This is a genomic window from Microbacterium sp. F2 (genome assembly GCF_052274505.1).
Taxonomy (GTDB): domain Bacteria; phylum Actinomycetota; class Actinomycetes; order Actinomycetales; family Microbacteriaceae; genus Microbacterium.
Genome location: NZ_JBNVBV010000001.1, coordinates 988,981 through 1,015,517, shown reverse-complemented (window position 1 = coordinate 1,015,517; position 26,537 = coordinate 988,981). Strand labels below are relative to the sequence as shown.

General features: G+C 67.5%; 25 protein-coding genes and 1 pseudogene. 10 read left to right on the top strand and 16 right to left on the bottom strand.

Going from position 1 to position 26,537, the window contains the following annotated elements:
- Window positions 1-76: 76 nt before the first annotated feature.
- Window positions 77-664 carry a 1,2-dihydroxy-3-keto-5-methylthiopentene dioxygenase gene (locus ACQVDU_RS05060; protein WP_300590934.1) on the bottom strand — a complete coding sequence of 196 codons (588 nt, stop codon included), beginning with the start codon at window positions 662-664 and terminating at the stop codon, window positions 77-79.
- A gap of 219 nt (window positions 665-883) precedes the next feature.
- Here ACQVDU_RS05060 and ACQVDU_RS05055 point away from each other — a divergent pair, with 219 nt between their 5' ends.
- From ACQVDU_RS05055 to mtnK, 4 genes are read left to right on the top strand one after another with little or no spacing between them, the layout of a single operon-like run.
- On the top strand, window positions 884-1,978 hold the full coding sequence (locus tag ACQVDU_RS05055) for a substrate-binding domain-containing protein (RefSeq protein ID WP_443476378.1): 1,095 nt from the start codon (window positions 884-886) through the stop codon (window positions 1,976-1,978).
- Window positions 1,975-3,537 carry a sugar ABC transporter ATP-binding protein gene (locus ACQVDU_RS05050; RefSeq protein WP_443476377.1) on the top strand — a complete coding sequence of 521 codons (1,563 nt, stop codon included), beginning with the start codon at window positions 1,975-1,977 and terminating at the stop codon, window positions 3,535-3,537. The genes ACQVDU_RS05055 and ACQVDU_RS05050 overlap by 4 nt, the downstream gene beginning before the upstream one ends.
- Window positions 3,534-4,583, top strand: a complete 1,050-nt coding sequence (locus ACQVDU_RS05045) for an ABC transporter permease (RefSeq protein ID WP_300592192.1) — start codon at window positions 3,534-3,536, stop codon at window positions 4,581-4,583. Before ACQVDU_RS05050 ends, ACQVDU_RS05045 begins: the two co-directional genes overlap by 4 nt.
- On the top strand, window positions 4,580-5,797 hold the full coding sequence (gene mtnK / locus ACQVDU_RS05040) for an S-methyl-5-thioribose kinase (RefSeq protein WP_300592190.1): 1,218 nt from the start codon (window positions 4,580-4,582) through the stop codon (window positions 5,795-5,797). The genes ACQVDU_RS05045 and mtnK overlap by 4 nt, the downstream gene beginning before the upstream one ends.
- 53 nt (window positions 5,798-5,850) lie before the next feature.
- Here mtnK and mtnB read toward each other — a convergent pair whose 3' ends face one another.
- The 7 genes from mtnB to ACQVDU_RS05005 form a co-directional block, all read right to left on the bottom strand.
- Entirely contained in the window at window positions 5,851-6,486 is a 636-nt protein-coding gene (gene mtnB, locus ACQVDU_RS05035; RefSeq protein WP_300592188.1) for a methylthioribulose 1-phosphate dehydratase, read from the bottom strand.
- The gene (mtnC, locus tag ACQVDU_RS05030; RefSeq protein WP_443476376.1) at window positions 6,483-7,190 is read right to left on the bottom strand and encodes an acireductone synthase; all 708 of its coding nucleotides are present in this window, start codon (window positions 7,188-7,190) and stop codon (window positions 6,483-6,485) included. Before mtnC ends, mtnB begins: the two co-directional genes overlap by 4 nt.
- The gene (locus ACQVDU_RS05025; RefSeq protein ID WP_443476375.1) at window positions 7,187-8,326 is read right to left on the bottom strand and encodes a hypothetical protein; all 1,140 of its coding nucleotides are present in this window, start codon (window positions 8,324-8,326) and stop codon (window positions 7,187-7,189) included. Before ACQVDU_RS05025 ends, mtnC begins: the two co-directional genes overlap by 4 nt.
- A gap of 73 nt (window positions 8,327-8,399) precedes the next feature.
- On the bottom strand, window positions 8,400-9,560 hold the full coding sequence (locus ACQVDU_RS05020) for a cystathionine gamma-synthase (RefSeq protein WP_300592182.1): 1,161 nt from the start codon (window positions 9,558-9,560) through the stop codon (window positions 8,400-8,402).
- Complete coding sequence (locus ACQVDU_RS05015; RefSeq protein ID WP_300592180.1) at window positions 9,557-10,540, bottom strand: PLP-dependent cysteine synthase family protein; 984 nt, start codon at window positions 10,538-10,540, stop codon at window positions 9,557-9,559. Before ACQVDU_RS05015 ends, ACQVDU_RS05020 begins: the two co-directional genes overlap by 4 nt.
- A gap of 193 nt (window positions 10,541-10,733) precedes the next feature.
- Entirely contained in the window at window positions 10,734-11,759 is a 1,026-nt protein-coding gene (locus tag ACQVDU_RS05010; protein WP_443476374.1) for an isopenicillin N synthase family dioxygenase, read from the bottom strand.
- 77 nt (window positions 11,760-11,836) lie between these two features.
- Entirely contained in the window at window positions 11,837-13,018 is a 1,182-nt protein-coding gene (locus tag ACQVDU_RS05005) for an aminotransferase class I/II-fold pyridoxal phosphate-dependent enzyme (protein ID WP_300592176.1), read from the bottom strand.
- Window positions 13,019-13,228: 210 nt separating this feature from the next.
- On the opposite strand from ACQVDU_RS05005, the gene ACQVDU_RS05000 reads away from it, so the two are divergent.
- From ACQVDU_RS05000 to ACQVDU_RS04990, 3 genes are read left to right on the top strand one after another with little or no spacing between them, the layout of a single operon-like run.
- Complete coding sequence (locus ACQVDU_RS05000; protein ID WP_300592174.1) at window positions 13,229-14,167, top strand: hypothetical protein; 939 nt, start codon at window positions 13,229-13,231, stop codon at window positions 14,165-14,167.
- Complete coding sequence (locus ACQVDU_RS04995) at window positions 14,160-14,897, top strand: phosphotransferase (protein WP_443476373.1); 738 nt, start codon at window positions 14,160-14,162, stop codon at window positions 14,895-14,897. Before ACQVDU_RS05000 ends, ACQVDU_RS04995 begins: the two co-directional genes overlap by 8 nt.
- A 56-nt stretch (window positions 14,898-14,953) precedes the next feature.
- Entirely contained in the window at window positions 14,954-15,769 is an 816-nt protein-coding gene (locus ACQVDU_RS04990) for a hypothetical protein (RefSeq protein WP_443476372.1), read from the top strand.
- A gap of 19 nt (window positions 15,770-15,788) precedes the next feature.
- Here the strand turns inward: ACQVDU_RS04990 and ACQVDU_RS04985 are convergent, their stop codons facing one another.
- The 3 genes from ACQVDU_RS04985 to ACQVDU_RS04975 all read right to left on the bottom strand — a co-directional run bounded on the left by ACQVDU_RS04985 (window position 15,789) and on the right by ACQVDU_RS04975 (window position 17,691).
- Window positions 15,789-16,241: a helix-turn-helix domain-containing protein gene (locus ACQVDU_RS04985; RefSeq protein WP_300592169.1), complete on the bottom strand. Its 453-nt coding sequence runs from the start codon at window positions 16,239-16,241 to the stop codon at window positions 15,789-15,791.
- 19 nt (window positions 16,242-16,260) lie between these two features.
- Complete coding sequence (locus ACQVDU_RS04980) at window positions 16,261-16,941, bottom strand: hypothetical protein (protein WP_443476371.1); 681 nt, start codon at window positions 16,939-16,941, stop codon at window positions 16,261-16,263.
- Between the two features lie 78 nt (window positions 16,942-17,019).
- Window positions 17,020-17,691: a Type 1 glutamine amidotransferase-like domain-containing protein gene (locus tag ACQVDU_RS04975; RefSeq protein ID WP_300592166.1), complete on the bottom strand. Its 672-nt coding sequence runs from the start codon at window positions 17,689-17,691 to the stop codon at window positions 17,020-17,022.
- A gap of 142 nt (window positions 17,692-17,833) precedes the next feature.
- Here ACQVDU_RS04975 and ACQVDU_RS04970 point away from each other — a divergent pair.
- Window positions 17,834-18,716, top strand: a pseudogene (locus ACQVDU_RS04970) (IS5 family transposase).
- Window positions 18,717-19,018: 302 nt separating this feature from the next.
- Here the strand turns inward: ACQVDU_RS04970 and ACQVDU_RS04965 are convergent.
- The 5 genes from ACQVDU_RS04965 to ACQVDU_RS04945 form a co-directional block, all read right to left on the bottom strand.
- On the bottom strand, window positions 19,019-19,408 hold the full coding sequence (locus ACQVDU_RS04965; RefSeq protein ID WP_278100878.1) for a GntR family transcriptional regulator: 390 nt from the start codon (window positions 19,406-19,408) through the stop codon (window positions 19,019-19,021).
- Window positions 19,405-20,442, bottom strand: a complete 1,038-nt coding sequence (locus ACQVDU_RS04960) for a hypothetical protein (protein ID WP_443476370.1) — start codon at window positions 20,440-20,442, stop codon at window positions 19,405-19,407. Before ACQVDU_RS04960 ends, ACQVDU_RS04965 begins: the two co-directional genes overlap by 4 nt.
- Window positions 20,443-20,537: 95 nt before the next feature.
- Window positions 20,538-21,347, bottom strand: coding sequence for an IS21-like element helper ATPase IstB (gene istB / locus ACQVDU_RS04955; protein ID WP_443476369.1), 810 nt, complete (start codon window positions 21,345-21,347; stop codon window positions 20,538-20,540).
- On the bottom strand, window positions 21,344-22,999 hold the full coding sequence (istA, locus tag ACQVDU_RS04950) for an IS21 family transposase (RefSeq protein WP_278100875.1): 1,656 nt from the start codon (window positions 22,997-22,999) through the stop codon (window positions 21,344-21,346). Before istA ends, istB begins: the two co-directional genes overlap by 4 nt.
- A gap of 320 nt (window positions 23,000-23,319) precedes the next feature.
- Entirely contained in the window at window positions 23,320-24,003 is a 684-nt protein-coding gene (locus tag ACQVDU_RS04945; protein ID WP_204947952.1) for a Crp/Fnr family transcriptional regulator, read from the bottom strand.
- Between the two features lie 164 nt (window positions 24,004-24,167).
- Between ACQVDU_RS04945 and ACQVDU_RS04940 the strand changes: the two genes are divergently transcribed.
- Both ACQVDU_RS04940 and ACQVDU_RS04935 read left to right on the top strand, forming a co-directional pair.
- On the top strand, window positions 24,168-24,407 hold the full coding sequence (locus ACQVDU_RS04940; protein ID WP_204947951.1) for a heavy-metal-associated domain-containing protein: 240 nt from the start codon (window positions 24,168-24,170) through the stop codon (window positions 24,405-24,407).
- 94 nt (window positions 24,408-24,501) lie between these two features.
- Window positions 24,502-26,508 (top strand): heavy metal translocating P-type ATPase, encoded by a 2,007-nt coding sequence (locus tag ACQVDU_RS04935; RefSeq protein ID WP_269268752.1) that lies wholly within the window; start codon window positions 24,502-24,504, stop codon window positions 26,506-26,508.
- Window positions 26,509-26,537 lie beyond the last annotated feature (29 nt).

Sequence of the window (26,537 nt, the reverse complement as noted above, 5' to 3'; positions counted from 1 at the left end):
AACCCTGCCCTCGACGCGTCACCGCGCCCCGATCATGCCGCCCCGGCACACCCACGGCTCATCGGTGGATCGAGGCTTAGACCGAGACGAGCGTTGCCCGGCGTGCCTGGAGGTCGTCGAAGCTCGGGAACGTTTCGGCGATGGGGTTGCCGGTGAAGTGGCCGACCCAGCCGTCGTCGTCGTGGAAGAAGCGAATCGATGTGAAGGTGGGCGCGGTACCCATGTCGAACCAGTGTGTGGTGTTCGCCGGCACCGAGACGAGGTCTCCGGGCTCGCAGTAGAGGGCGTAGACCTTGCCATCGACGTGCAGGTAGAAGACGCCTGCGCCGTCGGCGAAGAACCGGTCTTCATCGTCGTCGTGGCGGTGCTCCGAGAGGAACTTCTCGCGCGACGGGCCCTTGACCTCGTCGTAGTTGCTCTGCTGCGGCGAAAGCCCGACGATGTCGACCAGCGTGTAGCCCTCGCGTGCCTTCACCTCTTCTACCTCGTCGCGGTACAGCGCGAGGATCTCGTCGAGGGTGGCATCCGCGGCGAAAGCCTTGACCTCCCAGCGGGAGAAGCGTGCACCGAGCTTTGCGAGCTCCGCACGAACCTCTTCCGCGTCGAGGGTCTCGACGATCGGCGTCTCGGGGTCGGTCTCGTTCCAGACGGTCAGCAGGGTCATGGGTCCTCCTTGCGCGGGTCGCGCGAGCGCGGTTTCTCGAACTCGATTCTCGCGCAGACGGTCTGGTGATGTCGTCCCGCAGCGTCACATATCGACACGACAGTGCGAATGCGTAACAAAGCGCAACCGCGTTTTGGAACGTGCTTTGCCGCCGCGATTGACTGTGGAGCCGCGCCGCTGCATCGAGCGCGTCACACAGCTACCAGAAGTGGAATCACCATGACCTCTCGCACCCCGATCCGTCGCGTTCTGGGCGTTGCCGCAGCGACCGCCGCCGCGGCGCTGATCTTCACTGGTTGCGCCCAGCAGCCTGCTGCCACCGCTACGGCAAGTCAGGCCGAGGCCACCGCACCCCTTCCGGCTCCGTTCGACGGCGAGCCGGTCAAGGTCGCTCTCGTGCAGCAGTCCGGTGCCGGTGACTTCTTCACCGCGTGGACGGCCGGCGCGAAGGCGCAGGCGGCGGCGACCAACATCGAGCTCACCGTGACCGATGCTCGCAACGACAACGCGAAGCAGGCCTCAGACCTCGAACAGGCGATCGCCTCCCAGCCCGACGCGATCATCGTCGACCACGGTCAGACCGACACGCTCGAGCCCCGCATCCGGGACGCCGTCGCCGCCGGTATCCCGGTCATCGTCTATGACCTCGCCCTGGAGAACACCGATGGCGTCATTGTGACCTCGCAGTCGGATGCCTCGATGGCTGAGGGTGTGCTCGACCAGCTCATCGCCGACGTGGGCGACGGAGCGAAGGTCGGCCTGGTCAGCGCCGAGGGTTTCGCACCGCTCGATCGTCGGAAGGCCGTCTGGGACACCTACGTGAGCGAGCACAACCTCGACCAGCTGTTCTTCACCGGTGAGGTCACCGAGTCGACCGCAACCGACAACATCCCGCTCGTGGATGCCGCACTCAAGCAGCACCCTGACGTGCAGGCGATCTTCGCTCCCTACGACGAGATCACCAAGGGCGTCGTGCAGGCGGTCATCCAGAACAACCTGCAGGACTCCGTCAAGGTCTACGGCATCGACATCTCCAACGCCGACATTGAGGTCATCACCGCGGACGGCAGCCCCTGGGTGGCCACGAGCGCGACCGACCCCGCCGCGGTCGGCGCCGCTGTCGTGCGTGCGCTCGCGCTGTCGCTGGCCGGCGAGTCCGATGAGACCGAGGTGCAGTTCCCCGCCGTGACGATCACGCAGCAGTTCCTGCTCGATGAGGGCGTCACGAACGTGGCCGCGCTGCGCGAGGTCGAGCCGGGCCTCCAGCTGGGTGACTTCCTCACTGCCGACTGGCTTCCTGCTGTCTCGCAGTGAGCGAAACCCGCCACAACGCCGGTGAGGCGGATGACCAGCCCGTCATCCGCCTCACCGGCGTCGGCGTGCGCTTCGGATCCAACCGGGTCCTGCAGGGCGTTGATCTTGCCCTCTATCCCGGCACGATCACCGCGCTGCTCGGCACCAACGGCGCCGGAAAGTCGACGCTCATCGGTGCGATCTCGGGGTCTGTCTCCCACGACGCCGGTCAGATCGAGATCGCCGGTCACAGCGGGCCGATCGGCAGCCCGGCCGCGGCGCGCCACGCGGGCATCGAGACGGTGCATCAGCGGATCGCTGACGGCATCGTCCCCGGACTGTCCGTGGCTGACAACGTTCTCCTTACCGACCTCGCCACCCACGGACACCGAATCGTGCGTCGACGGGAGTCCCTGCGCGCAGCGCGCGCGGCACTGTCCCGGCTCGGCCTGCACTGGAGCGATGAGGTGCTCACGACGGATGCCGCCCGTCTCGGGGCATCCGATGCGCAGCTGCTGATCCTCGCGCGCGCCCTCCGTTCCACGCCGCGGCTGCTCATTCTCGACGAGCCGACGTCCGCGCTCACCCAAGCCGAGGCCGACCGGCTCTTCGAGGTCGTGCGGAGCCTGCGCGATGCGGGCCTGGCGATCGTCTTCGTCAGCCACCGTTTCGGTGAGGTCGAGCGGCTGGCCGACCGCATCGTCGTCCTGCGCGACGGATCGGTCACCCTCGACGCGTCCCGCCCGTTCGACTGGCGCGCCGCGATCGAGGCGATGCTCGGCGTGCCCACCGAACTCCAGCAGCATGTGACCGACCCCCTTCCCGCGGGAGATGTCGAGCTCGATGCCGAAGGGGTGACGCTTCTTCCTGGCGCCGCTGCACTGTCGCTCCAGATCCATAGCGGACACGTCACGGGGGTCCTGGGACTGCTGGGCGCGGGAAAGACGGAACTCGCCGAAGCGCTCGGCGGCGCCCGCCCGGCACCAGGAGCGACCCTGCGACTGGGGGATGCCGACTTTGCTCCCACCTCGCCTGCGGCAGCGATCGAGAGGGGTGTCGTCCTCGTGCCCGAAGACCGACAGCGCGATGGCATCCAGCAGGGCTGGTCGATCTCGCGCACCGTCGGGCTCCCTGTCCTTTCGGAGATCTCGACCCGGCTGGGGTTCATCCGCACCCGCGCCGAGACGGCGGTCGGCGCCGAGGTCGTGCGCGACTACGGCGTCGTGGCGCCTTCTGCCGCGACGGCCGTTGACGATCTGTCGGGCGGCAACCAGCAGAAGGTGATGGTCGGGCGCTGGTTGCGCACCGATCCGCGTGTCGCGCTCCTGGACGAGCCGTTTCGCGGCGTCGACATCGGCGCACGGCGCGCGATCGGCGCAGCCGCGCGCGCCCAGGCCGCAGGGGGCCGCGCCGTCGTGGTCTTCTCGAGCGACATCGACGAAATCCTCGACGTCGCCGATCGCATCATCGTTCTCGTTCAGGGGCGCATCGTTCTCGATGTACCCGCCGGCACCGTGCCGCGTGAGCGGCTCGTCGCCGCGCTCCTGGACGATCCGCACCACCAGAAGGAGTCCGCATGAGCGCGCAGACCGCGTTCGTTGCCCGTGAGAGCATCGGCGAAAGGGCCGCCCGGGGCATCGCGACGTGGGGATTCGTGGCCGTCACCGCCGCGCTGATCCTGTACTTCGCGATCACCGAACCGAACTTCCGCACCGTCGAGAACGTGTTCGGGATGCTGAAGTACATCGCTCCCATCGGCATTGCCGGTCTCGGGGTGACCCTCGCGATGACGGTCGGCGGTCTCGACCTCTCGGTCGGCGCGAACGCCGGCTTCGCGGTCTCGATCTCGGCGTGGACCCTCGTCGTCGCCGGCCAGGTCGGCGGGGTCTCGATCGCTGTCGTTCTCGTCTCGGGTGCCCTCATCGGGGCTTTCAATGCCGTCCTCATCGTCTTCGCCCGCATCCCGGATCTGCTCGCCACCCTGACCACGATGTTCATCGTCGTGGGCCTGAAGCTCATCATCGTCGACGGAAAGTCGATCTCGTCGCAGATGATGCTGCCCGACGGGTCGACCGCGCCGGGCCGGTTCACGGACGACTTCCTGTGGCTTGACCGCGGCTCGATCGGATTCGTGTCGGTTCCCGTCATCCTGTTCTTCGCGCTCACCGTCCTGCTGTGGGTCGTCCTCGAACGCACCCGCTGGGGCCGGGCACTCGCAGCTGTCGGATCCAATCCGCAGGCTGCGCGTCTGGCGGGCGTGCGCGTGCGGGTCTACCGCGCCGCCGCGTACATCGGATGCGGCATCCTCGCCTCGATTTCGGGTCTGCTGCTGTCGGCACGCATCGGCCAGGGCGATGTCTCGGCCGGTAACTCGCTGCTGCTGGATGCCGTTGCTGTCGCGCTCGTGGGTGTGTCAGTTCTCGGTATCGGTCGCCCCAACGCATGGGGGACGGCACTCGGTGCGGTACTCATCGCCGTCATGGTGACAGGATTCTCGATGGCGGGCCTGCCGTACTACTACCAGGACTTCGGCAAGGGCGTCGTGCTGCTGGTCGCGCTGCTGTTCAGCTTCACGTTCCGTCGCCGCGCCACCATCATCAACGCCGGGAGCACGACCAGTTCATGAGCACCACCACGTCTACCGCGCAGCTGACCGTCGAGACGGTCCCGGGCTTTCTCGCCGATCGTCCGCACCTGGCGGGACCTGTCGATCCTGCCGCGATCGTGACTGTCCGCGAGGTCGGCGACGGCAACCTCAACCTCGTGTTCGTCGTCACCGACGCGCACGGGAGCAGTGTCGTCATCAAGCAGTCGCTGCCGCACGTCCGGGTGGATCCCTCGTGGCCGATGACCCGCGAGCGGACCCGCCGTGAGGCCTTCGTGCTCGCCGCGCACGAGCGGATCGATCCCGCACACGTGCCCGCGCTCTACGGGTTCGATGAAGAGGCGATCGTCCTGTCGATCGAGGACCTCAGCGACCACGCGGTGTGGCGGTCGGAGCTCAACGCCGGGCGCCTGCATCCGTACGCCGCGGCAGAACTCGGCCGCTACGTCGGCGCGACGGCCTTCGCGACGAGCGTCTTCGGCACGCCCGGGCCCGCGCGCCGCCGCCTGGTCGCTGCGGCGGCGAATCCGGAGCTCGGTGAGATCACCGAAGACCTGGTGTTCACCGAGCCCTACGTCGACCACGTCCACAACGGCTGGCTGCCCGCCAACGATGAGGATGTCCGGGAGCTTCGCGCGGACCGGGATTTCGTGCACGAGATCGCACTGGCGAAGCTTCGTTTTCAAGAAGACACGCAGAGTCTCATCCACGGGGACCTGCACACGGGTTCGGTCTTCGTCCGCGCGGACGAGGAAGGTGCGGCCGGATCGGTGCGCGCGTTTGATTCCGAATTCGGAATGTACGGCCCGACCGGGTTCGATCTCGGTGCGGTCTGGGCGAATCTCGTGCTCGCTGCTGCCCGCGCCCACGCGCAGGGCCGCTCGGCTGACGCCGAGCTGCTGCTCGCGCTGCCGGTCGAACTCGTTGACGCCTTCGACCAGGAGTTCTCGTCGCGGTGGCCGACCCGGGTGGACCCGCGCGTCTTCGACGACGCGGTGCTGACGGCGACTCTCGAGCGGGTGCACACGGATGCCGCGATCTACGCAGCGGCCAAAACCGTGCGACGCATCGTCGGGTTCTCGAAGGTTGCCGACATCCAGACGCTTCCCGAGCCCGAGCGCGCCCGTGCGGTGCGCTGGGCGCTGCGGGTCGCGCGCCGGCTCGGCACCGAGCGCCTCGTCACGTCTGACGTGCGCACTCTCGTCGCGGGGACCACCGAGATTCCGTTCGCATAGCGCGCGTCGGGATCCCGGCGAGACTGGGACCGTGGCGGGCAGCGGCCCAGGGGTCAGCGCGTGGCGACGGTGAAGCGCAGGAGCCACTCGGCGATCTCGAGGTGGCGCCGGGCATCGAGATGCGTCGCGCCCCAGGCGTAGATGCCGTGGCTGGCGACGATCAGAACCGGTACTTCAGGTACGTCGGCCGTGGCCGGTACGTAGACCTCGTCGAAGCGCGCCGCCTCGACGGTCATGTCCTGATGGTTGTCGATCACCGGGATGACGACGGTCTCGTCGTGCGCTCGGTGACCGAGGCCTTTGAGCATCTCCAGATCGCGCAGCTCGACGCCGCCCGGCCACCGTGCCCCGGCGATGACGGCATCCATTGCGTGGACGTGGAAGATCGCGCCCGCACCCGTCCGGCTCGCGATGTGCGCGTGCAGGCCGGCTTCTGCCGACGGGGGCCGCGTGTCGGCGGGGTCGAGGGCAGCGCCGTGGGCATCGACGAGGACGACATCCGTCGCGCTCAGCTGGGATTTATCGAGGCCGGATGCCGTGACGGCGAGCGTGAGCGGATCGCGCTCGAGCACGAGCGAGAGGTTCCCCGAGGTGCCGCGCATCCAGCCGTAGCCAGCGAAGCGGCGGGCCTCATCGGCGAGGATCGCGCCGGCATCGGTGATAGCGGCGGCAGAAGGCACCGTGCTCATCGCGTCACCTCGATCTCGTCAAAGCTGCCGACCGCGGTTCCCGTCGGATGTTCGCCCGCCCACGGTTCGCCCGTCCGGTCGAGGGCGATGACGTTCCAGCCCGCGGCGTGAGCGGCGGCGACCTCGTCGGGGTGATCGGTGAGAAACAGCAGACGTGCGGCATCCAGCCCGAGCGACTCGGCGATGCGCCGGTAAGAGGCTTCTTCTTTCTTCGGCCCCGCGTTGACGGTGTCGAACCAGGCCTCGACGAGAGTGCTCAGGTCTCCCTGCGGAGCGTGACGGAACCAGGGCTGCTGCGAGGCCACCGAACCCGACGAGTAGACGACCAGACGGATGCCGGCATCCCGCCACTCGCGCAGTCGCGGGGGCACGTCGTCGAAGAACTGCGAGGTGATCTCGCCGCGCGCGAAGCCCTCGGCCCACAGCACTCCCTGCAGCGTCTTCAGGGGAGTGGACTTGACATCGGCTGCCATGAGCGCGCGTAGCGCATCGGCGACCTCGGTGTCAGTGGCGTCGGGAGTGAGTCCCGTTTCGGTGATCGCGTCGGCGCGAGCGGCGGCGATCACCTCGTCGTTCTCGGCGCGGGCGAGCACCTGCTCCAGACGCGGACGCGCGTAGTCGTAGAGGTCGCCGAGGATGAACCCCGCGGCGCTCGTGGTGCCTTCGATGTCGAGGACGATCACGTCCACGGCGAGAGTCGTCATGCGGTGGCATCCGTTCCTGCCGGCACGAGAGTGTCGGCGGTCGTGGCAGTGACGGGCGAGGCGAACCGGTCGGCGGGGGTCGTGAAGTACTCCGCGAGGCGGTCGGGGGAGAAGGGGCCGCGAGACGTCGCGATGCTCGTCACGAGCCGGGGCGGGGTGATGTCGAAGGCGGGGTACCAGGCATCCGTCACGAGCTCGCTCGCGGTGCGGTGCCCGAGCACTTCGAGCACGTCGCGGGGGTCGCGCTCTTCGATGACGACATCCGCGCCGGTCGGAGCCTCGGCGTCGGGTGCCTCGACGAGGGCGATGTAGGGGATGTCGAACGTGCTCGCGGCGGCAGCGATGGCGAGGGTGCCGACCTTGTTGATGACCGAGCCGTCCATGGCGACGCGGTCGGCGGCGGTGATGGCGGCGTCGATCGGTCCGCTGCCGGCCCCGGTGGGGGAGGCGAGGGCGGCGGCTGCCATGCCGTCGGTTATCAGAGTGACGTCGTAGCCGAGCTCGCGCAGCGAGTGCGCGGTCAGGCGTGCGCCCTGCAGATAGGGGCGCGTTTCGGTGGCGACCCAGGTCAGTGCGGTGCCGGCTTCGCGGGCAGCGGTGACGAGGCCGAACAGGTACGCCTCCCCCCAGCAGTGGGTGAGGATCGTCGCGCGCTGCGGGAGCAGCGAAACCGCGGCCCGCCCGAGGCGCACGCCCGCGTCGCGGTATGCGGCGGCGAAGGCTGTGGCGGCGTCCGTTGCCCGCTCGACGAATTCGGCGGTCGTCGTCGCGGCGGAAGTCGCGTCGATGATCGCCGCGACAGCATCCTGCGGATGACGGTTGGTGGGGCGGGCAGAGGCGATCGCCGCTCCCGCGGCCGCGAGGCGCGCGCGAGCGTCGGGGAGCGGCTGATCACGGGACTGCTGTGCCGTCAGCGCCATGCCCGCGCAGGCCGCATAGAGCGGCCCGGAACTCTGGGTGACCATCGCCCGGATCGCCTCGGCGACCTCTTCGGCGGTGTGGGCGATGACCCACTCGATGCGTGAGGGAAAGACGCGGCGATCCAGGATGCGGACAGTGTCGCCCGTCAGGATGACGGAGTTTTCGAGTGTCGCGGTGGGCGCGCTCGCGCCGCCAGGTCCCGTCGTCTTGCTCACCGTTTCCATCCTGGCAGGCCCGGGGCCGCCTCGCTCACGCCCCTGTCACACGCCGTCACGAACCCGCTGGCTGTCAGCTCGCCTTCGCAAGGGCGTGGTCGATGTCATCGAGCAGGTCGTCGGCCGATTCGATCCCGACCGACAGGCGCACGATCGTCTCAGGGACGGCGAGTTCCGTGCCGCGCACTGACGCATGCGTCATCGCATCGGGATAGTTGACGAGCGACTCGACGCCGCCGAGCGATTCGGCCAGCGTGAAGAGGCGCGTCGACTCGGCGAACCGCCGAGCCTGCTCGCCCGAGCCGAGCTCGAGCGAGACGATCCCGCCGAACCCGCTCATCTGCGCCGCCGCGATCTCGTGGCCGGGGTGCGTCGGCAGACCCGGGTAGTAGACGCGCGCGACGCGGGGATCGGCGGCGAGGGTAGTCGCGACGCGCTGCGCGTTCTCGCTGTGCCGCTGCATCCGGATGCCGAGAGTCTTGATCCCGCGCGTCGTGAGCCAGGCATCCAGCGGCCCCGAAACGGCTCCCGCGGCGAACTGCAGGAACCGCGTCTTCTCGTGGATCTCGGCATCCGAGGTCACCACGGCGCCCCCGACGACGTCGGAGTGCCCGCCGAGGTACTTCGTCGCCGAGTGCACGACCACATCGGCGCCAAGACTCAGGGGCTGTTGCAGCGCCGGGGTCGCGAAGGTGTTGTCGACGACGACGATCGCGCCGACGGCGTGAGCAGCTGTCGCGAGGGCAGCGATGTCGGTGATCCGCAGCAGCGGGTTGCTGGGCGTCTCGACCCAGACGACGCGCGGAACGGATGCCGACAGTGCCGCTGCCACGGCGGCCGGGTCGCTGAGATCGGCGACCCGTACCCCGACACCCCAGGGCCCCAGGAGGCGGGAGATGAGCCGGTATGTGCCGCCGTAGGCGTCGTTTCCGATGAGCACCTCGTCGCCGGGCTTCAGAAGGGCCCGGAGGAGTGCGTCTTCGGCGGCAAGGCCCGACGCGAACGAGAGGCCGAACGTGCCGCCTTCGATCGCGGCGAGCTGGCGCTCGAGCGCCGTGCGCGTCGGGTTGCCGGCGCGGCCGTACTCGTAGCCGTCGCGGAGGTTTCCGATCCCGTCCTGCACGTAGGTCGAGGAGAAGTGGACGGGTGGGATGACAGCGCCGGTGGCGGCATCCGGATCCTGCCCGGCGTGGACGGCGAGCGAATCGAACTGGCGGGCGGCGGGGCTGGTCATGCGGTCCTCACAGGCTGGTGGTCGAACGTGGCGGGGATGCGGTCGGTGATCCAGTCGTCGTCGAAGATCTTGCCGAGATAGCTGCGGCCGCTGTCGGGAAGAAGTACGACGACGACGGCCGTGTCGGGCAGATCTCGCGCCGTGCGCAGGGCAGCGACGACGGCCATGCCGCTCGAGCCCCCGACGAGCAGACCCTCCTCGCGGGCGAGGCGGCGGGTCATCGCGAAAGATTCGGCATCCGAGATGCGGTGGAACTGATCGACGACGCCGGGATCGAAGTTCGGTGGATAGAAGTCCTCGCCCACGCCCTCGACGAGGTAGCCGTGGATGGGTCCGCCTGAATAGATCGAGCCCTCGGGGTCGGCGCCGATCACGCGCACCCGTCCCGCCGAGGCTTGTTTGAGGTAGCGTCCCGCTCCCGAGATCGTGCCCCCCGTGCCGACGCCGGCGACGAAATGCGTGACCTCACCGTCGGTGTCGCGCCAGATCTCGGGGCCGGTGGTCTCAAAGTGGCTGCGGGGCGCGGCGGGGTTGGCGAACTGGTTGGGCTTGAACGCTCCCGGGATCTCGCGGGCGAGGCGATCCGACACCGAGTAGTACGAGTCCGGATGCTCCGGCGGCACGGATGCGGGAACCTCGACGACCTCGGCGCCGTAGGCGCGGAGGGTTGCGACCTTGTCGCCGGCGAACTTGTCGGGAACGACGAAGATCATCCGGTACCCGCGCTGTTGGGCGACCAGCGCGAGGCCCACGCCGGTGTTGCCGCTCGTGGGTTCGATGATCGTGCCGCCGGGTCGCAGGAGTCCCTGCGCTTCGGCGTCGTCGATCATGCGGGCGGCGATGCGGTCTTTTGCGGAGCCGCCGGGGTTCAGGTACTCGACTTTCGCGAGCACGGTGGCACGGATGCCGGAGGTGACGGAGTTCAGGCGAACGAGAGGGGTGTTGCCGATGAGGTCGGCAACCGAGGCGGCATAGCGCACGGGGATGTCCTAGTGAATCAGCGCCGAAGGGCGCACGGGTCGGGGGTCGCGGGGCAGCGCAATAGCGCTAGCGACAACACCGACACGTCAGGGACATGCCCACCATTGTGCACGGCAGGGTGACGGCATCCGAATCACTGTCGTCATATGACGACATGTTGCATGCCGTGCACCCCGCCGGGCCTCCCGGACCTCACACTCCGGCGGGAACCTCGAGCAACTGGGGGTGGTGGATCGCGGCGACATCCGGGTGAGCACGCAGGCGCGACTTCAGCAGATTCTCGCCGTACGTTCCGTGGATGACGTTGTCGGGGTCCTGTTCGACACCTCGCGCGGCGGCGCGGAACTCGTCGGCGATCTGCAGGCGCGGGAGTTCGGCATCAAGTCGCGGATTGAAGAAGAACGGAACCGAGATTCGGTCGGTCCCTTCGGCGGGTGCGACAACACGGTGGACAGTGGCGCGTAGGTAGCCGTCGGTCGCCCATTCGAGGAGCTCGCCGATGTTGACGACGAGCGCCCCGTCGACGGGCGGCACATCGAACCACCGGCCGCCGTACTCGACCTGAAGCCCGGGGCTACCCGGCTCGATCCACAGCAGGGTCAAGACACCACTGTCCTTGTGACTGCCGACTCCCTGGCGCGACGGCGCGTCGTCAGGCATGCCCGGATAGCGCACGACCTTCAGGAGAGTTGCCGGGGCGTCGTCGAAGAGCCGGAGCAGGTCGTCGGGGTCCGCGCCGAGGGACTCGGCCCACGCCGTGAGCAGACGTCGAGCGACCACGGTGAGGTGGGTTGTCCACTCCTCGATCACCTCGCGCAGTTCGGGGAGGTGCGCCGGCCACAGGTTGGGTCCGGCGAGCGCGAGGTAGGCGGGGTCGTTCTCGCCGACGGCGACGGGCTCGCCACCGGGGCCGATGTCGATCTGCTCACGCCAATCGATGCGGCCCTGGGTGAGTTCACCGCCGAGACGCGCGTACCCGTGGAACTGGGGGGATTTCAGGTTCTCGATCGCGAGCTTGTCGGCATCCGGGAGGGCGAAGAACGCGCGCGCGGTCGCCAGTAGTCGATCTTGCAGCGCGGGCGAGGCACCGTGCCCAGTCAGAGCAAAGAACCCGACCTCATGGGTGGCTTGGCGAAGATCCGCACGGAACCGAGCAGCGGCCTCGGGGCCGGCATCCAGCTGCGAGAAGTCGAGGACGGGAACGGGGGAGTCGGTCATGCCGATGACGCTACGTTCACGCGGGCGTGATCGCTGTTGTGTGTCGCCAGGATGACGAAGTGCGACGAAACATGTCGTCAGCGGGGCAGATCGACTCCTCGGAGGCGGTCGATCATTTCGGCCAGGATGCTCTCGTCGTGGACGAGTCCGATCCGGATGTGTCCGCGACCGCGCTCGCCGAAGCCGTCGCCGGGGGCCACCGCGACGCGGCATTCCTCGAGCAGGCGTGCCGCGATCTCGGCGGCATCCCCGGGCACGCGCGCCCAGACGAAGAAGGTGCCTTCGCCCCCGACGACCTCCCAGCCGATGTCTCGGAGCCCCGCCGTGACGACCGCGCGCCGACGCTGGTAGATCGCGACGAGCTCATCGACGATGTTTTGATCGCCATCGAGCGCTGCGGCGGCGGCCTCCTGTGTCGCGCCGAAGATGAGGCTGAACGCGTGCGCCTGATACCGACGCATCGCCGCGATGATCGACGGGTTACCGGCGGCGAAGCCCACCCGCCAACCCGCCATGCTGTAGGTCTTCGAGAGCGTCTGCAGTTCGACCGTGCGCTCGGTCTCGCGGTCGACGCTCAGGGCCGAGAGCGGCCGGGTGGTGCCGTTGCCGAGCGACGAGTACGCGAAGTCGTGGACGAACGCCGCTCCGACGCGGCGCGTGAGCTCAAGGGCTCCCTCGAAGACGCTGCTGTCGGCGATAGCACCGGTGGGATTATTCGGGTAGTTCAGCAGTAGCAGGCGTGCCGTGTTGAGGTCGTCGAGTGCCGCATAGTCGGGGAGGTAGGCGGGTTCGATCAGCGGGAGGGTCTGGATGCGGGCGCCGGCGAGGTCGACCGCCGATACGTACATCGGGTATCCCGGATCAGGCAGGATCACGGTGTCACCCGGATCGGTGAGGGCGAGCACGGACGCCATGAGCGCTTCGTGTGATCCGCTGAAGGCGATGATCTGAGCCAGCGGGTCGAGGTCGACGCCGTGGTCGGCCTGATAGCGGCGAGCAATGGCTTCACGCAGGCCCGCGTAGCCAGCGAAGTCGTTGTATCGATGGTGTCGCGGGTCGTCGACGGCCCGTTGCATCGCCGCGACGATGTGGGGCGGGGTGGGCATGTCGGGGCTGCCCTTGGAAACGTCGATCATGCGCGGTCCGGGGAGCGCGCTCAGGCGCGCGACGTCGAGGTCGATCGCCGCCCAGTAGTTGGCGGGTAGCGCTACCACGCGCGCTGCGGCGGTGAACTGTTCGGGAGTCGCGTCGCTCGTCATGTCCTGCTTCCGCATCGGGGCTCGCGCACCTGTCATGGGTATCCGTGCCGACCGATCATGCTATCTCTGCCCGCCGGATGCGGCGGGATCCGTGTCTCTCGGTGACGGCTGGTGCCGCATCCTGTCTGTCGCCGTCATCCGCCAGTTCCCTATGATGAGCTCGGGCGGGCCTGGGTACTTCCGAGAAGACCAGGAAGGGGGCGGGGGTTTATGGCGTGGATCGGCACCCTCCTCGTGATCTGCATCGCGGTCGCGGGAGTCATCATTGCCTCCACACTTCCCAGCATCGGTTCGCCCGGACGCGGGCAGCTGTTCGTCCGGTTCTGCATTATCGCGGGCATCGCCGCCGTGGGATCGACCTTGATGTACGCGATCTACGAAACGACGGGCACCGTTCTCGCGCTCGTGGTCGGTGACACGTTCATGGTGCTCGGTCCCGGCGGTATTCTGCTGGCCCTTCGTGCGCTGTCGGGGCGACTGCGCAGCGCCACGATCGTGGTGTCCTGCGCTGTGTTGGCTGTTGCAGCGACGACCGCGCTCATCGGACTTCCCATCTCGGCGCTGGTGAAGGTGTTTGCACTCCTGCTGCTGTGCGTACTCACGGCGCGTGAGACCCGCGTCGCGCCGATCGTCGGCGAGGTCGGCGCGCTGACGCTTTTGCTGGTGAACGTGGGGTATGCCACGTTCTCGGCCGGACGCATCGCCGTCGCTCTCACGCTGGGGATGGGTTCGCCGCTCTACCAGGCGGCGTTTTCGATCTATCCGACGACCGCGGTCGGCATTCTGGCGGTCGCCGCGACCGGGGTGGCGGTCGTACGGATGGCAGTGGCACGCGGCATGGGTGGGCGCAGGCCGCCGACCGGATCTGAGTCCGCGTACAGCGTGGACGGCTGGTTGGTGGGTCTACCCGCGGTTGAGGATCTGCGCGCCGCGTTTGGGAGCTCCACGGTGTCTCGACTGCGGGCCGATCTTCGCGAGGCGTGCGAGGCGATCGGCGCCGACGATGTGCCCGAGGCGACGGTCCTGGCCAGAAGGAGGTCGCACCAGGTCTTCAGCCAGGCGCTGTCTGCAGAACTCGAATCGCGCGGGTGGTCAGAGAGCGAGATCGCGATGGTGATCATCGTCCCGGACGAGCGGGCAGATGGCTGAGATCCCGTCGCCTGACATCCCGATCCCCTCGCGGGTGCGGGAGTTGGCGCGGGGCGCACGGTTGACCCCGGTGTGGATCAACGACCTCGGCGGCCTGACTTTTCGGGCGACGGATGCCGACAGCACCCGTTTCATCAAATACGAGGCCCACAACGCCGAGTGGTCGGTCGAGGCGGAGGTTGAACGGCTGCGGTGGGTCGCTCCGTTCACACCCGTGCCGCGGGTCATCGAGTTCGGACGCAACGAAACCCACGCGTGGCTCGTGACCGAGGCGCTGGCGGGGGAGAGTGCGGTATCACCGCGGTGGCGCTCCGATCCCGCGACGGCGGTTCGGGCGATCGGTCAGGGGCTGCGGGCACTGCACGATGCGCTGCCGGTCGCGCAGTGCCCGTTCCGGTGGGATGTGCCCGGGCGCCTCGCGACCGCGGCGGCGCGCGGCATCCGTGTTCCCGCAGCGCTGCACGAGCCGCCGCCGGTTGACCGGCTCGTCGTATGTCACGGTGACGCGTGCGCGCCGAACACGCTGATCTCGGATGCCGGCACCTGGTCGGGCCACGTTGACCTCGGCTCGCTTGGTATCGGTGATCGGTGGGGCGACCTCGCGTCGGCCGCGCTCAGTACGCAGTGGAACTATGGACCCGGGTGGGAAGACGCGCTCGTTGACGCGTACGGCATCGACCCCGATCCGGAACGGATGCAGTACTACCAGGCGCTCTGGAACGCGACCTGAGGCGCGGCCCGGCTCTCCGCGCGCGTCATGTCGGACGTCGGCGCGATGCTGGGGACGTGAGCTTCGATCCATCCGTCGTCGAACTGCTGCCTCCGCCGCCGGATCGCGCCCCCGACCTCGACGACCGATTCTCGGGTGATCTGTCGTCCGAGCGCTGGGTGGCGCACTACCTGCCGCACTGGACGACCCCGGAGCGCTCGGAAGCTCGCTACCGCATCACGCCCGGGGGCCTCGAGCTGCGGATCGAGCAGGATCAGCTCGACTGGCGGCACGAGGATGCCCCGCTGCGGGTGTCGAATCTGCAGACGGGCACCTTCTCGGGGCCGGTGGGGTCGGCATCCGGAACCCACCGTCACCGCGACGACGTGCGCGTGCGTACCGAAACGCCGTTGCGGCTGCTGTTTGCTCCTTCGAGCGGACGCGTCGACCTGACCGTGTCGGCCACGCGTGATGACGGATGCATGCTCGCGGCCTGGCTCGTGGGAACCGAGCATCTGTCGCCGGAGGACTCAGGAGAGATCTGCATTGTCGAGATCGATGCGGATGCCGTCGGCACCACCACGGCCGCGCGGTGTGGCGTGAAGGCGCATCATGATCCGCGGATGCAGACCGATATGGCTGAGGTGACGTTGCCGTTCGATGCGAGCGCCCCTCACACCTGGACAGTGATCTGGGGGAGCGGCGAGACCGTCATCGGGTGCGAGGGGCGCGTCGTGCTCCGGATCGCGCAGGCTCCTGCCTATCCGCTGTTCCTGATGATCGACCTGTTCGAGATCGGCCGACCCGGCGGCACCTATCCGAAGGCGGCGATGATCCACCGCGTGCAAGGGTGGAGCTTCGACGCTCAGGAGCGCCGTGGATCCGTCTCGTGATGGATGACTCGTGCAGCACCTACCGCAGAATCAGTTCCCGCGCGTTGCGAAGCGCGACTTCTCGGTCAGCGAGTTCCTCGGCCGCGACCAGCACATCCATGGCGGGAGTCACACGACCGCTCAGATAGGTGCTGAGCCGGCTCGCGGATGTTCCGAGCGTAGATGCGAGCTCACGTTGGGTGAGGCCGCTCGCGCGGTGGGCGGAGCGGAGGCGTTCGCGGGCGACGTCCGACGACGTCCGCTGTCGGTGGTCGATCATTTCGCGCACGAGCGCGACGGTGGTGCGTGACTCCGCGGCCTCAGCAGCCTCCTCGAATATCTCGCGCAGGCCCGGCTCGGACGCCACGGCTGAAGCGAGCCGAGACCAGTGAGGCGCGTAGCCCCGATCGAGTGCGGCAAGCATGCCTTCGAACCCCCACTCGCGCACGGGGGCGTCGGGGGTGACGTCGATATTGCGGAATCGAAGCGGCATCCTCAGTTCCTCTCGGCATTCAGGCGGCGACGTAGGGAGCCAGCGTTCGGCAGTCGGCGACGACGTTCTGCCAGTCGTGCCAGCGCCGCTCGAGCTGCTTGTAGGTGGCCAGGTCGCGGATGCGGGTGTGGTCTTTCGGTGAGGGATCGATCAGCTGCCTGGCGAGTTGTGACTGCACCGGCCGGTCTTCCGGATGAGTCGGGTCGGTGTAGTAGTCGTCGATCCGGGACAGCACCGCGCCGATTCGCTCGGGTCCGAAGCGATACGACAGTGCGGCAACGTCGAGGTAGTCACGCATCTGGTTGCGCTTCACGATCAGGAAGCCCTTGATTCGCGCAATCTCGTCGAGAGTGGGAACCGTGATGGTGGCGCCGGTCGGCACGGTGACCGACTGCACCTCGAGCGGCCGTGTGCGGATCATCTGACGCACGCCTGCTTCGATTCCTCCGAGCTCGCCGAGGATGATCTTGCCCGGGACCCCTCTGTTGAAGACCCAGTCGCCCTCCCGCTCCAGGGCATCGAGGATCTGTTCGTAACGGTCCTGGAGGTCTTCGATGATGTGATCGTGGTCGGTCGACATCCGGTGGCGCGCATAGAGAGCGGCGGCGGCTCCGCCGACGAGGACGGCATCCGGCACGCGGGCCTGCAGTCGCGCGGCGGACTCGAGCACCTCGCTCAGGCCCTCAGGAAGGCGTGACATCGCATCATCCACCTGCGCAGATTATCACTTCAGATAACGAATGTGCGAGAGTCCTGCGTCTCTCCTTGCCGAGCGGTACTAGTCGCCCAGCCGGTGCCAGACCCCTTCCGACACGACCTCGACCCGGTCGCCGTCGACGACAATCGCCGTTTCGTCATCCATCACATACGCGGGGACATCGATCTTGGACGCCCACCTCTCGGCGACCTCCATCGAGTTGCCGGGGCGATCGCCGACGGCCAGGTGCGGGCAGATCGCGAAGTCGACGAAGCCGAGCCCGCGGTCACCCAGGGGTGATTTCCAACCGACGAATTCCTCGCCGATCCGCGGGGCCATGACCATGCTGCCGGCGCTCATGCCGAGCCACACGGTGTCGTCGAGGTGGCCCAGCACGTCGAGCATCCCGGACTCGCGGAGCCAGTGGTGCAGGTAGATCGCATCGCCGCCCGAGACGAGTAGCACGTCGGCGTCGCGCACCTGCGGCATCCATCGCTCGTCGGGGATGCTCGGCAGTGCTGTGAGTTCGAGGAGCCCGACCGACTTCCAGCCCAGCGAAACCATCGGGTTGCCGGGCTCGTGGCCGGCGGCGAACTCCCACGCCTTGACGCCCGGACCGAGCCACGGATGCCCATACATCGCTGTGGGAATGCACAGGGCCGTCGACTCCTCGGTCGGCTTGCCGAGCAGATCCACGAGGGCGTTACGGATGCTGGGATTGGTCACGCCGCCGCCGGTGAGCAGTAGTCGCATCGTGTCTCCTTCTCGGCGCGGGCCCGCCTCCCCAGCACGCCAGATCGCTACGCGGATGTCAAGCGCTGGCGGAGCGCCGTTCCAGCCCGCCTAGGGCGTGTTGCTAAACATCTGCGGTTGCCTCGTGGGTGAGTCTTGATGCGTGTTTCGTGACGTGATCTCGGATGAAGCGTGGGCTGTGATCGGTCCGCTGTTCCCGACTGCGAAGTCGACGGGTCGGCCGCCGGTGGATCGGCGCGCGGTGGTCGAGGCGACGGCGTGGCGGTTCCGGACTGGTGCGCCGTGGCGGGACGTGCCGGAGCGGTTCGGGAACTGGAACACGATCTATAAGAACTTCAACCGGTGGTCCGAGCTGGGCGTGTGGGCGCGGGTGCTGGAGAAGACGCAGGCTCTCGCGCAGCAGTCCGGGGATCTGGACTGGGTCGCGTCGATCGACTCCACGATCGTGCGCGTGCATCAGCACGGCGCCACCCTTCCCCGCGCCACAGGGGGCTCTGGCGAACTACAAGAAATTCGGTGACGAGCCACCCGATCACGCGATCGGCCGTTCCCGCGGTGGGTTGACGACGAAGAATCACCTGGTCTGCGACGGCAAGGGACGAGCTCTCGCGTTCATCCTCACGCCCGGACAAGCGGCGGACACGAGCATGCTGACCGCAACGCTGAGCGAGATCCGCGTCCCGGGCGCGAGAGGCAGGCCGCGGTCGAGGCCGGATCGGCTGCTCGCGGACAAGGGCTACCCGTCGAAGGCGAATCGCGCCTGGCTGCGCGAGCGCGGGATTGCCGCGACGATCCCTGAACGTGACGATCAGATCGCTCACCGCCGCAAGCGCCGCGGGCGACCGATCGACTTCGGTCAGGAGCAGCGGGTCCGCTACCGTGGCCGCAACGTCGTCGAGCGATGCTTCAACAAGCTCAAGCAGTGGCGCGGGATCGCGATGCGCTCAGACAAGACCGCACGCAACTACCACGCCGGTCTCTGCCTCGCCGCGACACTCCACTGGCTCACCAGCAGCGTTCACTGAACATCGACGTCGACGTCTTCACCCTCGCTCGTCCGCTTCAATCGTGCCAGGTGGTATCGCCACCCCTCTTCTTTTTTGCGCCGCCCTGAACAGGTGAAGTACTCGTAGCGATCGCCTTGCTTGTCACGGGGTCGTTCGATCATGAGCTTGGCGCCACACGAGCAGCACAAGCTCCCCTTGAGGTAGTGGTCGTACTTCTGAGGCCGCTCACCGACAGCGTGGCTTTGTCAACGTCTTGTGGCCCAGGGGGGACGGCCTGATTTGGCCCATCCAAGATGGTGTCTTCTGAAGGGCTGTGTTCGTCAGGCTGGATGGTGCGCGTTGCCGGATCGAGTTTGCAGTATCGCGCGGAGGACATTGATCACGTCGTCGTGGTCCGTGTTCGTGGCGGCGGCTTCGTCGACGAGTTCGCGGATTCGCCGGATCACCGATTGAGGCAGCACTGCGGCGGAGTCTGCCACGCGCGTCCCGGCCGCGGTCCGGGTGACGACGAGTCCATCCTGCTCGAGCATCTTGTAGGCCTTCGCCGCGGTGCCCTGCGCGACTTTGAGGTCTGCGGCGGTCTGGCGCACCGTGGGAAGCCGCTCGTTCGCGCCCAATTGGCCTGAGACGATGAGCCCGCGAAGCTGCCGGTAGATGTCGATCGCTGGGTTGCTCTCTTCGGGTGTGGTGACGACGACGTGCGATGTCATCGCGTTGCCTCCAGGGTCGCCGGTGTCTCGGTCGGAGCCGATGGTTGGCGGGTCGCTGGGCGGCGTCGCAGGCCACTGCCAGCGACGAGGAGTAGCAGCACGAACCCGGTGATCTCGAGAATGGGAGCGCACCATCCCGCGGCGACGGCGAGCTCGGCGTATCGCCAGGCGGCGTCGTAGGGGTTGTCCCCGTTCTGCCCCGTGACGGTCAGGTGGGAAACCGATCCCGAGTTTGAGATGAAACGCCAGGCGCCGGCGAGTGTGAGAAGAACCGCCGCCGTTGTCACGCGTGTGACGTTGCGCGCGGTCTCTCGACGCGCAGCCCGCTCGGCGATGAGGGTCTCGGTGTGGAGGTATGGGCGCGCCGCATTGCGATCGAACGCGGACCAGGCGACGGCGAGCAGGGCACCCAGGCTGGTGAGCACCGGCAGCCCGTAGGTCCACCCGTAGAAGGGCAGACGGATCGGGTCGATCGTGCTTTCGTTGGGGATGGGAATGACGAGCCAGACGTATTGGCCCTGCCCGTTGGGTGACGATGCGAGACCGGCAGCAACGGTCGTCACCACGAGGATCAGAGCCGTGAGCCCCAGGCTGATGAGCGCGAACCGGGAGCTGAAGCTCACCCAGCTTCGACGTTCGGCCGAAATCACGGGAACCTCCGCCGGGGTCGTCCCCCTCGTCACGATGAAAGCGAGGACGATGCCGAGACCGATGATGGCGCACGCGATCGGGGTGGTGAATCGCCACCAATGAAGACGATCCGCACCAGTGAGGATGTAGCCGCGGATCACGTAGTCAACGAAGAAAAAGACGAGCACCCCGGCCGCGGCCCATCCAATCGCACGCCGCTCGGGTGCGTATCGCGCTCGAACTGATCGCGGCTCTGCGGTAAGCGGCCGTGCAGCAGCAGAAGCCCGTGACGTGTAGAGACCTATACCTGCCGCAAGGACCAATGCCACGAAGAACGAGACTGCAGGTAGCGAGAACGCTCCTGCGATCAACTGGGCTGGGTCGAACATGCGCGCACCGCTCATCAACATCACTCATCCAATCTCTTGTGCCACTTGTCTATCACAAGTTGTACCAGATGAGGAGCACAAGATCTGGATGCTGGCGGCCGTCTGGACCGCTATCGCGCTGGCGTCTTCCTGGTGTGGTTGAGTCGATATGAGTCGGTCCCGGTCTCGATGATGGTGCCGTGGAAGGTGAGTCGGTCGACGATCGCCGCGCAGAGTCTCGGGTCGGTGAATGTCTTCGTCCATCCGCTGAAGGCTTCGTTGGTCGCGATCGCCACGGATGCCTTCTCTTCTCTCTCGGTGAGGACTTGGAACAGGAGTTCGGCGCCTCTGCGATCGAGTTCCATGTACCCGAGTTCATCGATCAAGAGCAGGTCGACGCGACCGTAGCGGGCGATGGTGCGGTTCAGTTGCATATCGTCGGCGGCTTCGACGAGCTCGTTCACGAGCCGGGTCGCGAGCGTGTATCGGACCCGGTAGCCCTTTTCCGCTGCGGCGGTGCCGAGCCCGATCAGGAGATGCGACTTGCCTGTGCCGGAGTCGCCGATGAGGCAGAGGGGTTCCCCGCGGCGGATCCAGTCGCCTTGCGCGAGAGTGTGGATGGTGGCGGGGTTGATGTTCGGGTTCGCGTCGTAGTCGAAGTCGCCCAACCATTTCTGCCGCGGGAAGCCGGCGTTCTGGACCCGGCGCGTGATGGAGCGGCGGTCCCGGTCGTCGACCTCGGCGAGGAGCAGCTCGGCGAGGTAGCCGAGGTAGGACAGTTGCTCCCGTTTCGCGGTCTGCGTCGCCTCTTCCATCACCGCCCGGATCGTCGGCAGCCGGAGCCGTCGGCAGGCGGAGTCGACGGCGGCCGCGGCGGCTTCCTCAGTCAGGCCGCGGCGGTGGCGGAGCGTGGTCGTAACGTTCGTGAAGGTCGGACTCATGCGCCGGAGGCTCCTTCACTCATGGATGCGGTAACCGCGTGTTTCGCGGCTCTCTTGGTCAGCAATGCGTCGTAGCCGGCGACGGACGGGAGGGGCCGGTTGTCTTGCGGGAGGCCGGCGATGACCGCGGCCGGGTCGGTGAGACGACGTTGCGTGAGCGACACCACCTTCGGCAACGTCGGCGCCTCGATGAGCGCGATGTCATTTTTCTCGAGCTGGGCCGCCGCGAGGCGCGCTTCCACGGCGACGACGTCGGCAGTGACCGCGCCGACGGTGAGCGCGGCACTGATTCCAGCGAGCACCGCCGGGGTCGGCATAGTGCGGTGCAGCAGGAGCACGTCGATGAGCTCTCTCGTGCCGGCTGCATCACCGTTGACCTTCCTCGATTCCGCCCAGAACCCCTCATGCAGCCCAGTGAACGCGCCCGTGTTGCGGGCGTGGGCGAGGGCGGTGGAGCCGCCGAGAGCGCCGGGCTTGTGCTGGAGGACCTCGAGGTAGTGATCGAGCTGGACGGATTGCCCGTAGCGTTCGATGACCCGCTCATGCCGGGCCACGACCTGCCGGCCGTCGAATACGACGAGCTCAGACGCGCGCAGCGAGACGCGGAGTTTGCGGCCGATGAGCCGGACCGGGACGGAGTACTTCGCCTGCCGCACCGTCACCAGCCCGGACCTGTCGACCCGCGGGTAGAGCTCCAGGCCCGGGTCGAACCGATCCCTCGGCAGCTGCGCGAGATGCTCCCGATCGGAGGAGAGGTCCTGGGCGACAGTGCTGATCTTCTGCCCGATCCGCCGTCTCTCATCCCGCAGATCCCATTCACGGATCCGGGCGTTGAGCTCGGCGAGGGACGCGACGACGGGCATGGGTGAGAGCCAGGTGCGGCGGAACCTGCCAACCTCGCCCTCGATGCCGCCCTTCTCGTGCGCCCCGTTGATCCCGGGCTCGCAGTAGAACGCGTCGAACCCGTAATGCGATCGGAACAACGCCCACCGTGTGGTCTCTACCCGCGCCCGGCCGGAGAGAACCTGCGTGACTGCGGGTGAGAGGTTGTCGTACTTGATCTGCAGCGTTGGGACACCGCCGAGTTCCTCGAACGCGTCGATATGGCCTTCCAGGAACGCCTCCAACGCCTGCGTCGGGTAGACGCGGTGCACGGCACGCCCCGAGTGGGAGAGGCGGAACGCGAACATGTAGCACTTTGTCTTCACTCCAGCGAGGATCACCCACAGCTCCCCGAAATCGACCTCCGCCTCAGCACCGGGCGCGTGTTCCTGCGGGACCATCGCTCGCGACACCCCGCTGGTGCCAAGGATCTCCGGCCGCCGCCACCGCACGTAGTCACGCACCGTCGGGTAGCCGACATCGGCGCCGTGCTCGTCCAGGAGCCGGTGCCAGATCCGGGTCGCGGTCTGCCGCTGCTTCCGCGGCGCGTCGATGTCCTGCCGCAGCATCCCGTCGATAAGCTCCCGCACCCCATCGAGCTTCGGCGCTGCCCGGACCGGGGTCTTCCGCGCCGGCGGCTCTGCGGACTCCAACGCCTGACGGACCGTGCGTCGATGCACTCGGAACCGTTTCGCCAGCGCGTTGATCGACAACCCCTCGACCCGCGCCGCACGACGAATCTCGGCGAACTCTTCCACCCTCGACCTCACAGGCCCCTCCTCGCTCGATACCGAACGAGGACACCCTCAGCCCTGGGCCAAATCAGACCGACAACGACACCCCGGCAGCCGACGAGCTGGGCCAAATCAAAGCGACAAGCCTGGGCCAGCTAAGCGTGACAGAGCCAACAGCGTTCTTCGCATCGAGCTGCGTCTGGACCTGCAGCCAGGTGTCCGGGTCGACCAGCGGGATGTGGGCGCCATCGTAGGTGACGCCGCGATGTGACCACGCTTACGCACCCGAGGACGAGGCAAGCCGCATTCGGGCCCGGCCGCACGCCACCTTTAGCCAAGCCATGGCGATACCCTGTCTATCGAGGTGTGGCTACGCGTTCGAGCCCATCAATGTCGAGAATCGTGACTTCACGACGCCCGTGGAGTTCGATGACACCGGAGGCGGCGAGAGCGGCAAGGCGTCGGCTCAGGGTTTCTGGCGTGGTGCCCAGATAGGAGGCGATTTCGTACTTCGCCAACGGTAGCCACACTGTGGGCACGCCGTCTCGGATGCCGCCGGGCAGATCCAGCAGGTAGGCCGCGATGCGGGCGCTGACATCGCTGGAGGTGATGGCGGCCAGCAACCGCTCGGCGGAGGCGAGCCTGTCGGACAGAGTCCGCAGCATCCGCAGACCGACATCAGGGTAGTCGCGCAGCAGCGCCGAGAGGTCTGTGTGGTCGAAGACGCACATCCGGCTGTCTTCCAGCGCGACGACGAGGTCATTGGGCAGGTGGCCGGTCAGGAAGGCCCGTTCGCCCACGACATCACCGTCGGTCACCGTGCGCAGGATTTGTTCCTGGCCGTTGGCCGCCGCATGACTGACCTTGAGCTGTCCGCTGTGCATCACCAACAGACGCGAGACCGACTGTCCTGGCGAATAGACCGTCTCCCCCTTGGCAACATGCACCGGGCGGACGAACTCCGCGACCCGCAACTGCTCCTCGCGGGTGAGTCCTTGGAAGATCGGCACGCGGCTGACGCACAGATCGTCCACGGGCATGTGGCAAGTCTACCGGAGTCGGCATCGGCGCCGCGGGACCGGACAGCGTCAGCTACGCCTCGGTAGCAGGCGGGCGCCGAACATGATCTATGTCAAGGAGTTCCGGACGCCGCAAACCTATCGTGAAGGTACCAATAAGGAACACATCACGAAAGGGGTCCACCATGGCCACCTCCACCCCCACCACCACTCACACCGTCCTTAGAGCGGAGGGATTCTCCTGCCCCTCGTGCGTGGCGAAGATCGAGAAGCAGGTCGGGCGACTCAAGGGTGTCGAGAACGTGAAGGTCCACTTCGCCTCCGCCCGCATCGAGGTGGACCACGACAACGAGCGCATCTCCGTGGATGACCTCGTCGCCGCTATCGCCAAAGCCGGCTACAAGGCCGCACCGTCCGCCTTCTGAGACCAACGACCCCCGCGCGCCACCTGCGGACATCCTCCCCACATTCCACTCTGCCGCTCCGCCGGCACGAGACCCAGAAAGGTCGTACCCGAAAGTGAACAGGCTCCAAAAATGGGTCTATGGGAACTGGTCAGTTCCCGTCGTGTCCGGCGTGCTCATCATCACCTCCTTCGCCATCCAGTGGCTGGCCGGGGGTGCCGCCAACCTCACCGTCAGCCCCCAGTGGTGGCTAGACGCCGGCGCCCACGCCACTCACGCCAGCGAGGCTTTCACCCTCGGAGATGTCTTCATGATCGCCGCGGCCGTGGTGGCCGGCTACGGGATCGTGGTGAAGGCGGTGCGCGCGCTGATCGCCAAGGTCATCGGCATCGACCTACTCGTGTCGGTTGCGGCGATCGGCGCGGTCATCATCGGCAACTTCTGGGAGGCCGCGGCGGTCACGTTCCTGTTCGCGATCGGCCACGCGCTGGAAGCTGCGACCCTCAACAAGACCCGCTCGGCACTGGCCGAACTGGTCGCCGTCGCGCCCGATTCCGCGATCGTCGTGCGCGATGGCGAGCAACAGGAAATCCCCGCCGGACAGGTGAGAATGGGCGAGATCGTCCTGGTCAAGAACGGCGCGAAGGTCCCCGTGGACGGCCAGGTCGTCTCCGGCACCGGCGCCATCGACGAGGCCTCCATCACCGGCGAGTCCATCCCAGTGGAGAAAACTAAGGGCGGGCAGGTCTTCGCCGGCACCGTTTCCCGCGGCGGATTCCTACAGGTCCTGGCCACTGGCATCGGCGCAGACACCACCTTGGCCCGCATCATCCACCGAGTGGAAGAGGCTCAGGACGCCAAGGCCAAGACCCAGGCCTTCATCGACCGGTTCTCCACGTGGTACACCCCCGCTGTCATGGTCCTGGCCCTGGTGGCCGGACTCATCAGCGGAGACGTGGTGCTGGCCCTGACCCTGCTGGTCATCGGTTGCCCCGGTGCCCTGGTGATCTCCATCCCGGTCGCCATCGTGGCGGGCATCGGCCGCGCTGCGCGCAACGGCATCCTCATCAAGGGCGGCGAGTTCCTGGAGACTTCCGCGAAGATCTCCGCGGTCGCCGTGGACAAGACCGGCACGCTCACCGAGGGACGTCCCCAGCTGACCGACGTCATCATTTTGGATTCCACGCTCGACCGTGCGGAGGTGCTGCGCTGGGCCGCGGCAGCCGAGGCCGGCTCCGAACACCCACTGGCCCGCCCCATCCTGGAGACCGCCCGCGAGGAGGGCGTCGCCCCGCAGGGCATCCCCGGCGCCGTCACCCCGGTCCCCGGCAAGGGCATCGTGGCGAACGTCAATGGCCGCCAGGTGCTGATCGGCAACCCACCGCTACTGGAGCAGTACGGCGTTGCCTCAGGCATCGCCGAGGCAGCGCAGGCCGCCCAGGAGCTGGCCGCCGCCGGAAAAACTCCTATGATCGTCGCTGTTGACGAGACAGTGGTCGGCGTCGTCGCCGTCGCCGACCAGATCCGCCAGGACGCACCCGAGATGGTCGCGCGACTGCACCGGGCCGGCGTCGAGAAGGTCGTCATGCTCACTGGTGACACCCGACTGGTGGCCGAGGCCGTCGGCAAAGCCACCGGGATCGACGAGATCCACGCCTCCCTGCTCCCTGAGGACAAGCTGGACGCTGTCACCGAGCTACAGCGCCAGGGCCACACGATCGCGATGGTCGGTGACGGCGTCAACGACGCCCCGGCTCTCGCCACCGCGAACATCGGCGTGGCGATGGGTGCGGCAGGCTCAGCCGTGGCCGTGGAGACCGCGGACATCGCCCTGATGGGCGACAACCTGCTCAAGCTGCCCGAGGCCATCGGCCTGGCCAAGCGAACCGTGAACGTGATGAAACAGAACATCGCAATCGCCCTGATCACCGTGGTGCTACTACTGGCCGGAGTCTTCGCCGGCGGAGTGACCATGTCGATCGGCATGCTCGTTCACGAAGCCTCCGTGCTCGTGGTCATCGCCAACGCGATGCGGCTCCTGCAAAACACCCGAGACTCCACGACGACGCCAAAGAGCGAACGCACTGCTACGGGGACCTCGGCGGAGCATGTGACCGCCTGACGCCCCCGGGGCAGTGGACCCGCCCCGCG

Bases quoted from the DNA above. Each gene is read 5' to 3' on its own strand.
- ACQVDU_RS05060 (WP_300590934.1), bottom strand. From the start codon at position 664: ATGACCCTGCTGACCGTCTGGAACGAGACCGACCCCGAGACGCCGATC.
- ACQVDU_RS05055 (WP_443476378.1), top strand. From the start codon at position 884: ATGACCTCTCGCACCCCGATCCGTCGCGTTCTGGGCGTTGCCGCAGCG.
- ACQVDU_RS05045 (WP_300592192.1), top strand. From the start codon at position 3,534: ATGAGCGCGCAGACCGCGTTCGTTGCCCGTGAGAGCATCGGCGAAAGG.
- mtnK (WP_300592190.1), top strand. From the start codon at position 4,580: ATGAGCACCACCACGTCTACCGCGCAGCTGACCGTCGAGACGGTCCCG.
- mtnB (WP_300592188.1), bottom strand. From the start codon at position 6,486: ATGAGCACGGTGCCTTCTGCCGCCGCTATCACCGATGCCGGCGCGATC.
- mtnC (WP_443476376.1), bottom strand. From the start codon at position 7,190: ATGACGACTCTCGCCGTGGACGTGATCGTCCTCGACATCGAAGGCACC.
- ACQVDU_RS05020 (WP_300592182.1), bottom strand. From the start codon at position 9,560: ATGACCAGCCCCGCCGCCCGCCAGTTCGATTCGCTCGCCGTCCACGCC.
- ACQVDU_RS05010 (WP_443476374.1), bottom strand. From the start codon at position 11,759: ATGACCGACTCCCCCGTTCCCGTCCTCGACTTCTCGCAGCTGGATGCC.
- ACQVDU_RS05005 (WP_300592176.1), bottom strand. From the start codon at position 13,018: ATGACGAGCGACGCGACTCCCGAACAGTTCACCGCCGCAGCGCGCGTG.
- ACQVDU_RS05000 (WP_300592174.1), top strand. From the start codon at position 13,229: ATGGCGTGGATCGGCACCCTCCTCGTGATCTGCATCGCGGTCGCGGGA.
- ACQVDU_RS04995 (WP_443476373.1), top strand. From the start codon at position 14,160: ATGGCTGAGATCCCGTCGCCTGACATCCCGATCCCCTCGCGGGTGCGG.
- ACQVDU_RS04985 (WP_300592169.1), bottom strand. From the start codon at position 16,241: ATGCCGCTTCGATTCCGCAATATCGACGTCACCCCCGACGCCCCCGTG.
- ACQVDU_RS04980 (WP_443476371.1), bottom strand. From the start codon at position 16,941: ATGTCACGCCTTCCTGAGGGCCTGAGCGAGGTGCTCGAGTCCGCCGCG.
- ACQVDU_RS04975 (WP_300592166.1), bottom strand. From the start codon at position 17,691: ATGCGACTACTGCTCACCGGCGGCGGCGTGACCAATCCCAGCATCCGT.
- ACQVDU_RS04965 (WP_278100878.1), bottom strand. From the start codon at position 19,408: ATGACATCGCACGTCGTCGTCACCACACCCGAAGAGAGCAACCCAGCG.
- ACQVDU_RS04960 (WP_443476370.1), bottom strand. From the start codon at position 20,442: ATGAGCGGTGCGCGCATGTTCGACCCAGCCCAGTTGATCGCAGGAGCG.
- istB (WP_443476369.1), bottom strand. From the start codon at position 21,347: ATGAGTCCGACCTTCACGAACGTTACGACCACGCTCCGCCACCGCCGC.
- ACQVDU_RS04945 (WP_204947952.1), bottom strand. From the start codon at position 24,003: ATGCCCGTGGACGATCTGTGCGTCAGCCGCGTGCCGATCTTCCAAGGA.
- ACQVDU_RS04940 (WP_204947951.1), top strand. From the start codon at position 24,168: ATGGCCACCTCCACCCCCACCACCACTCACACCGTCCTTAGAGCGGAG.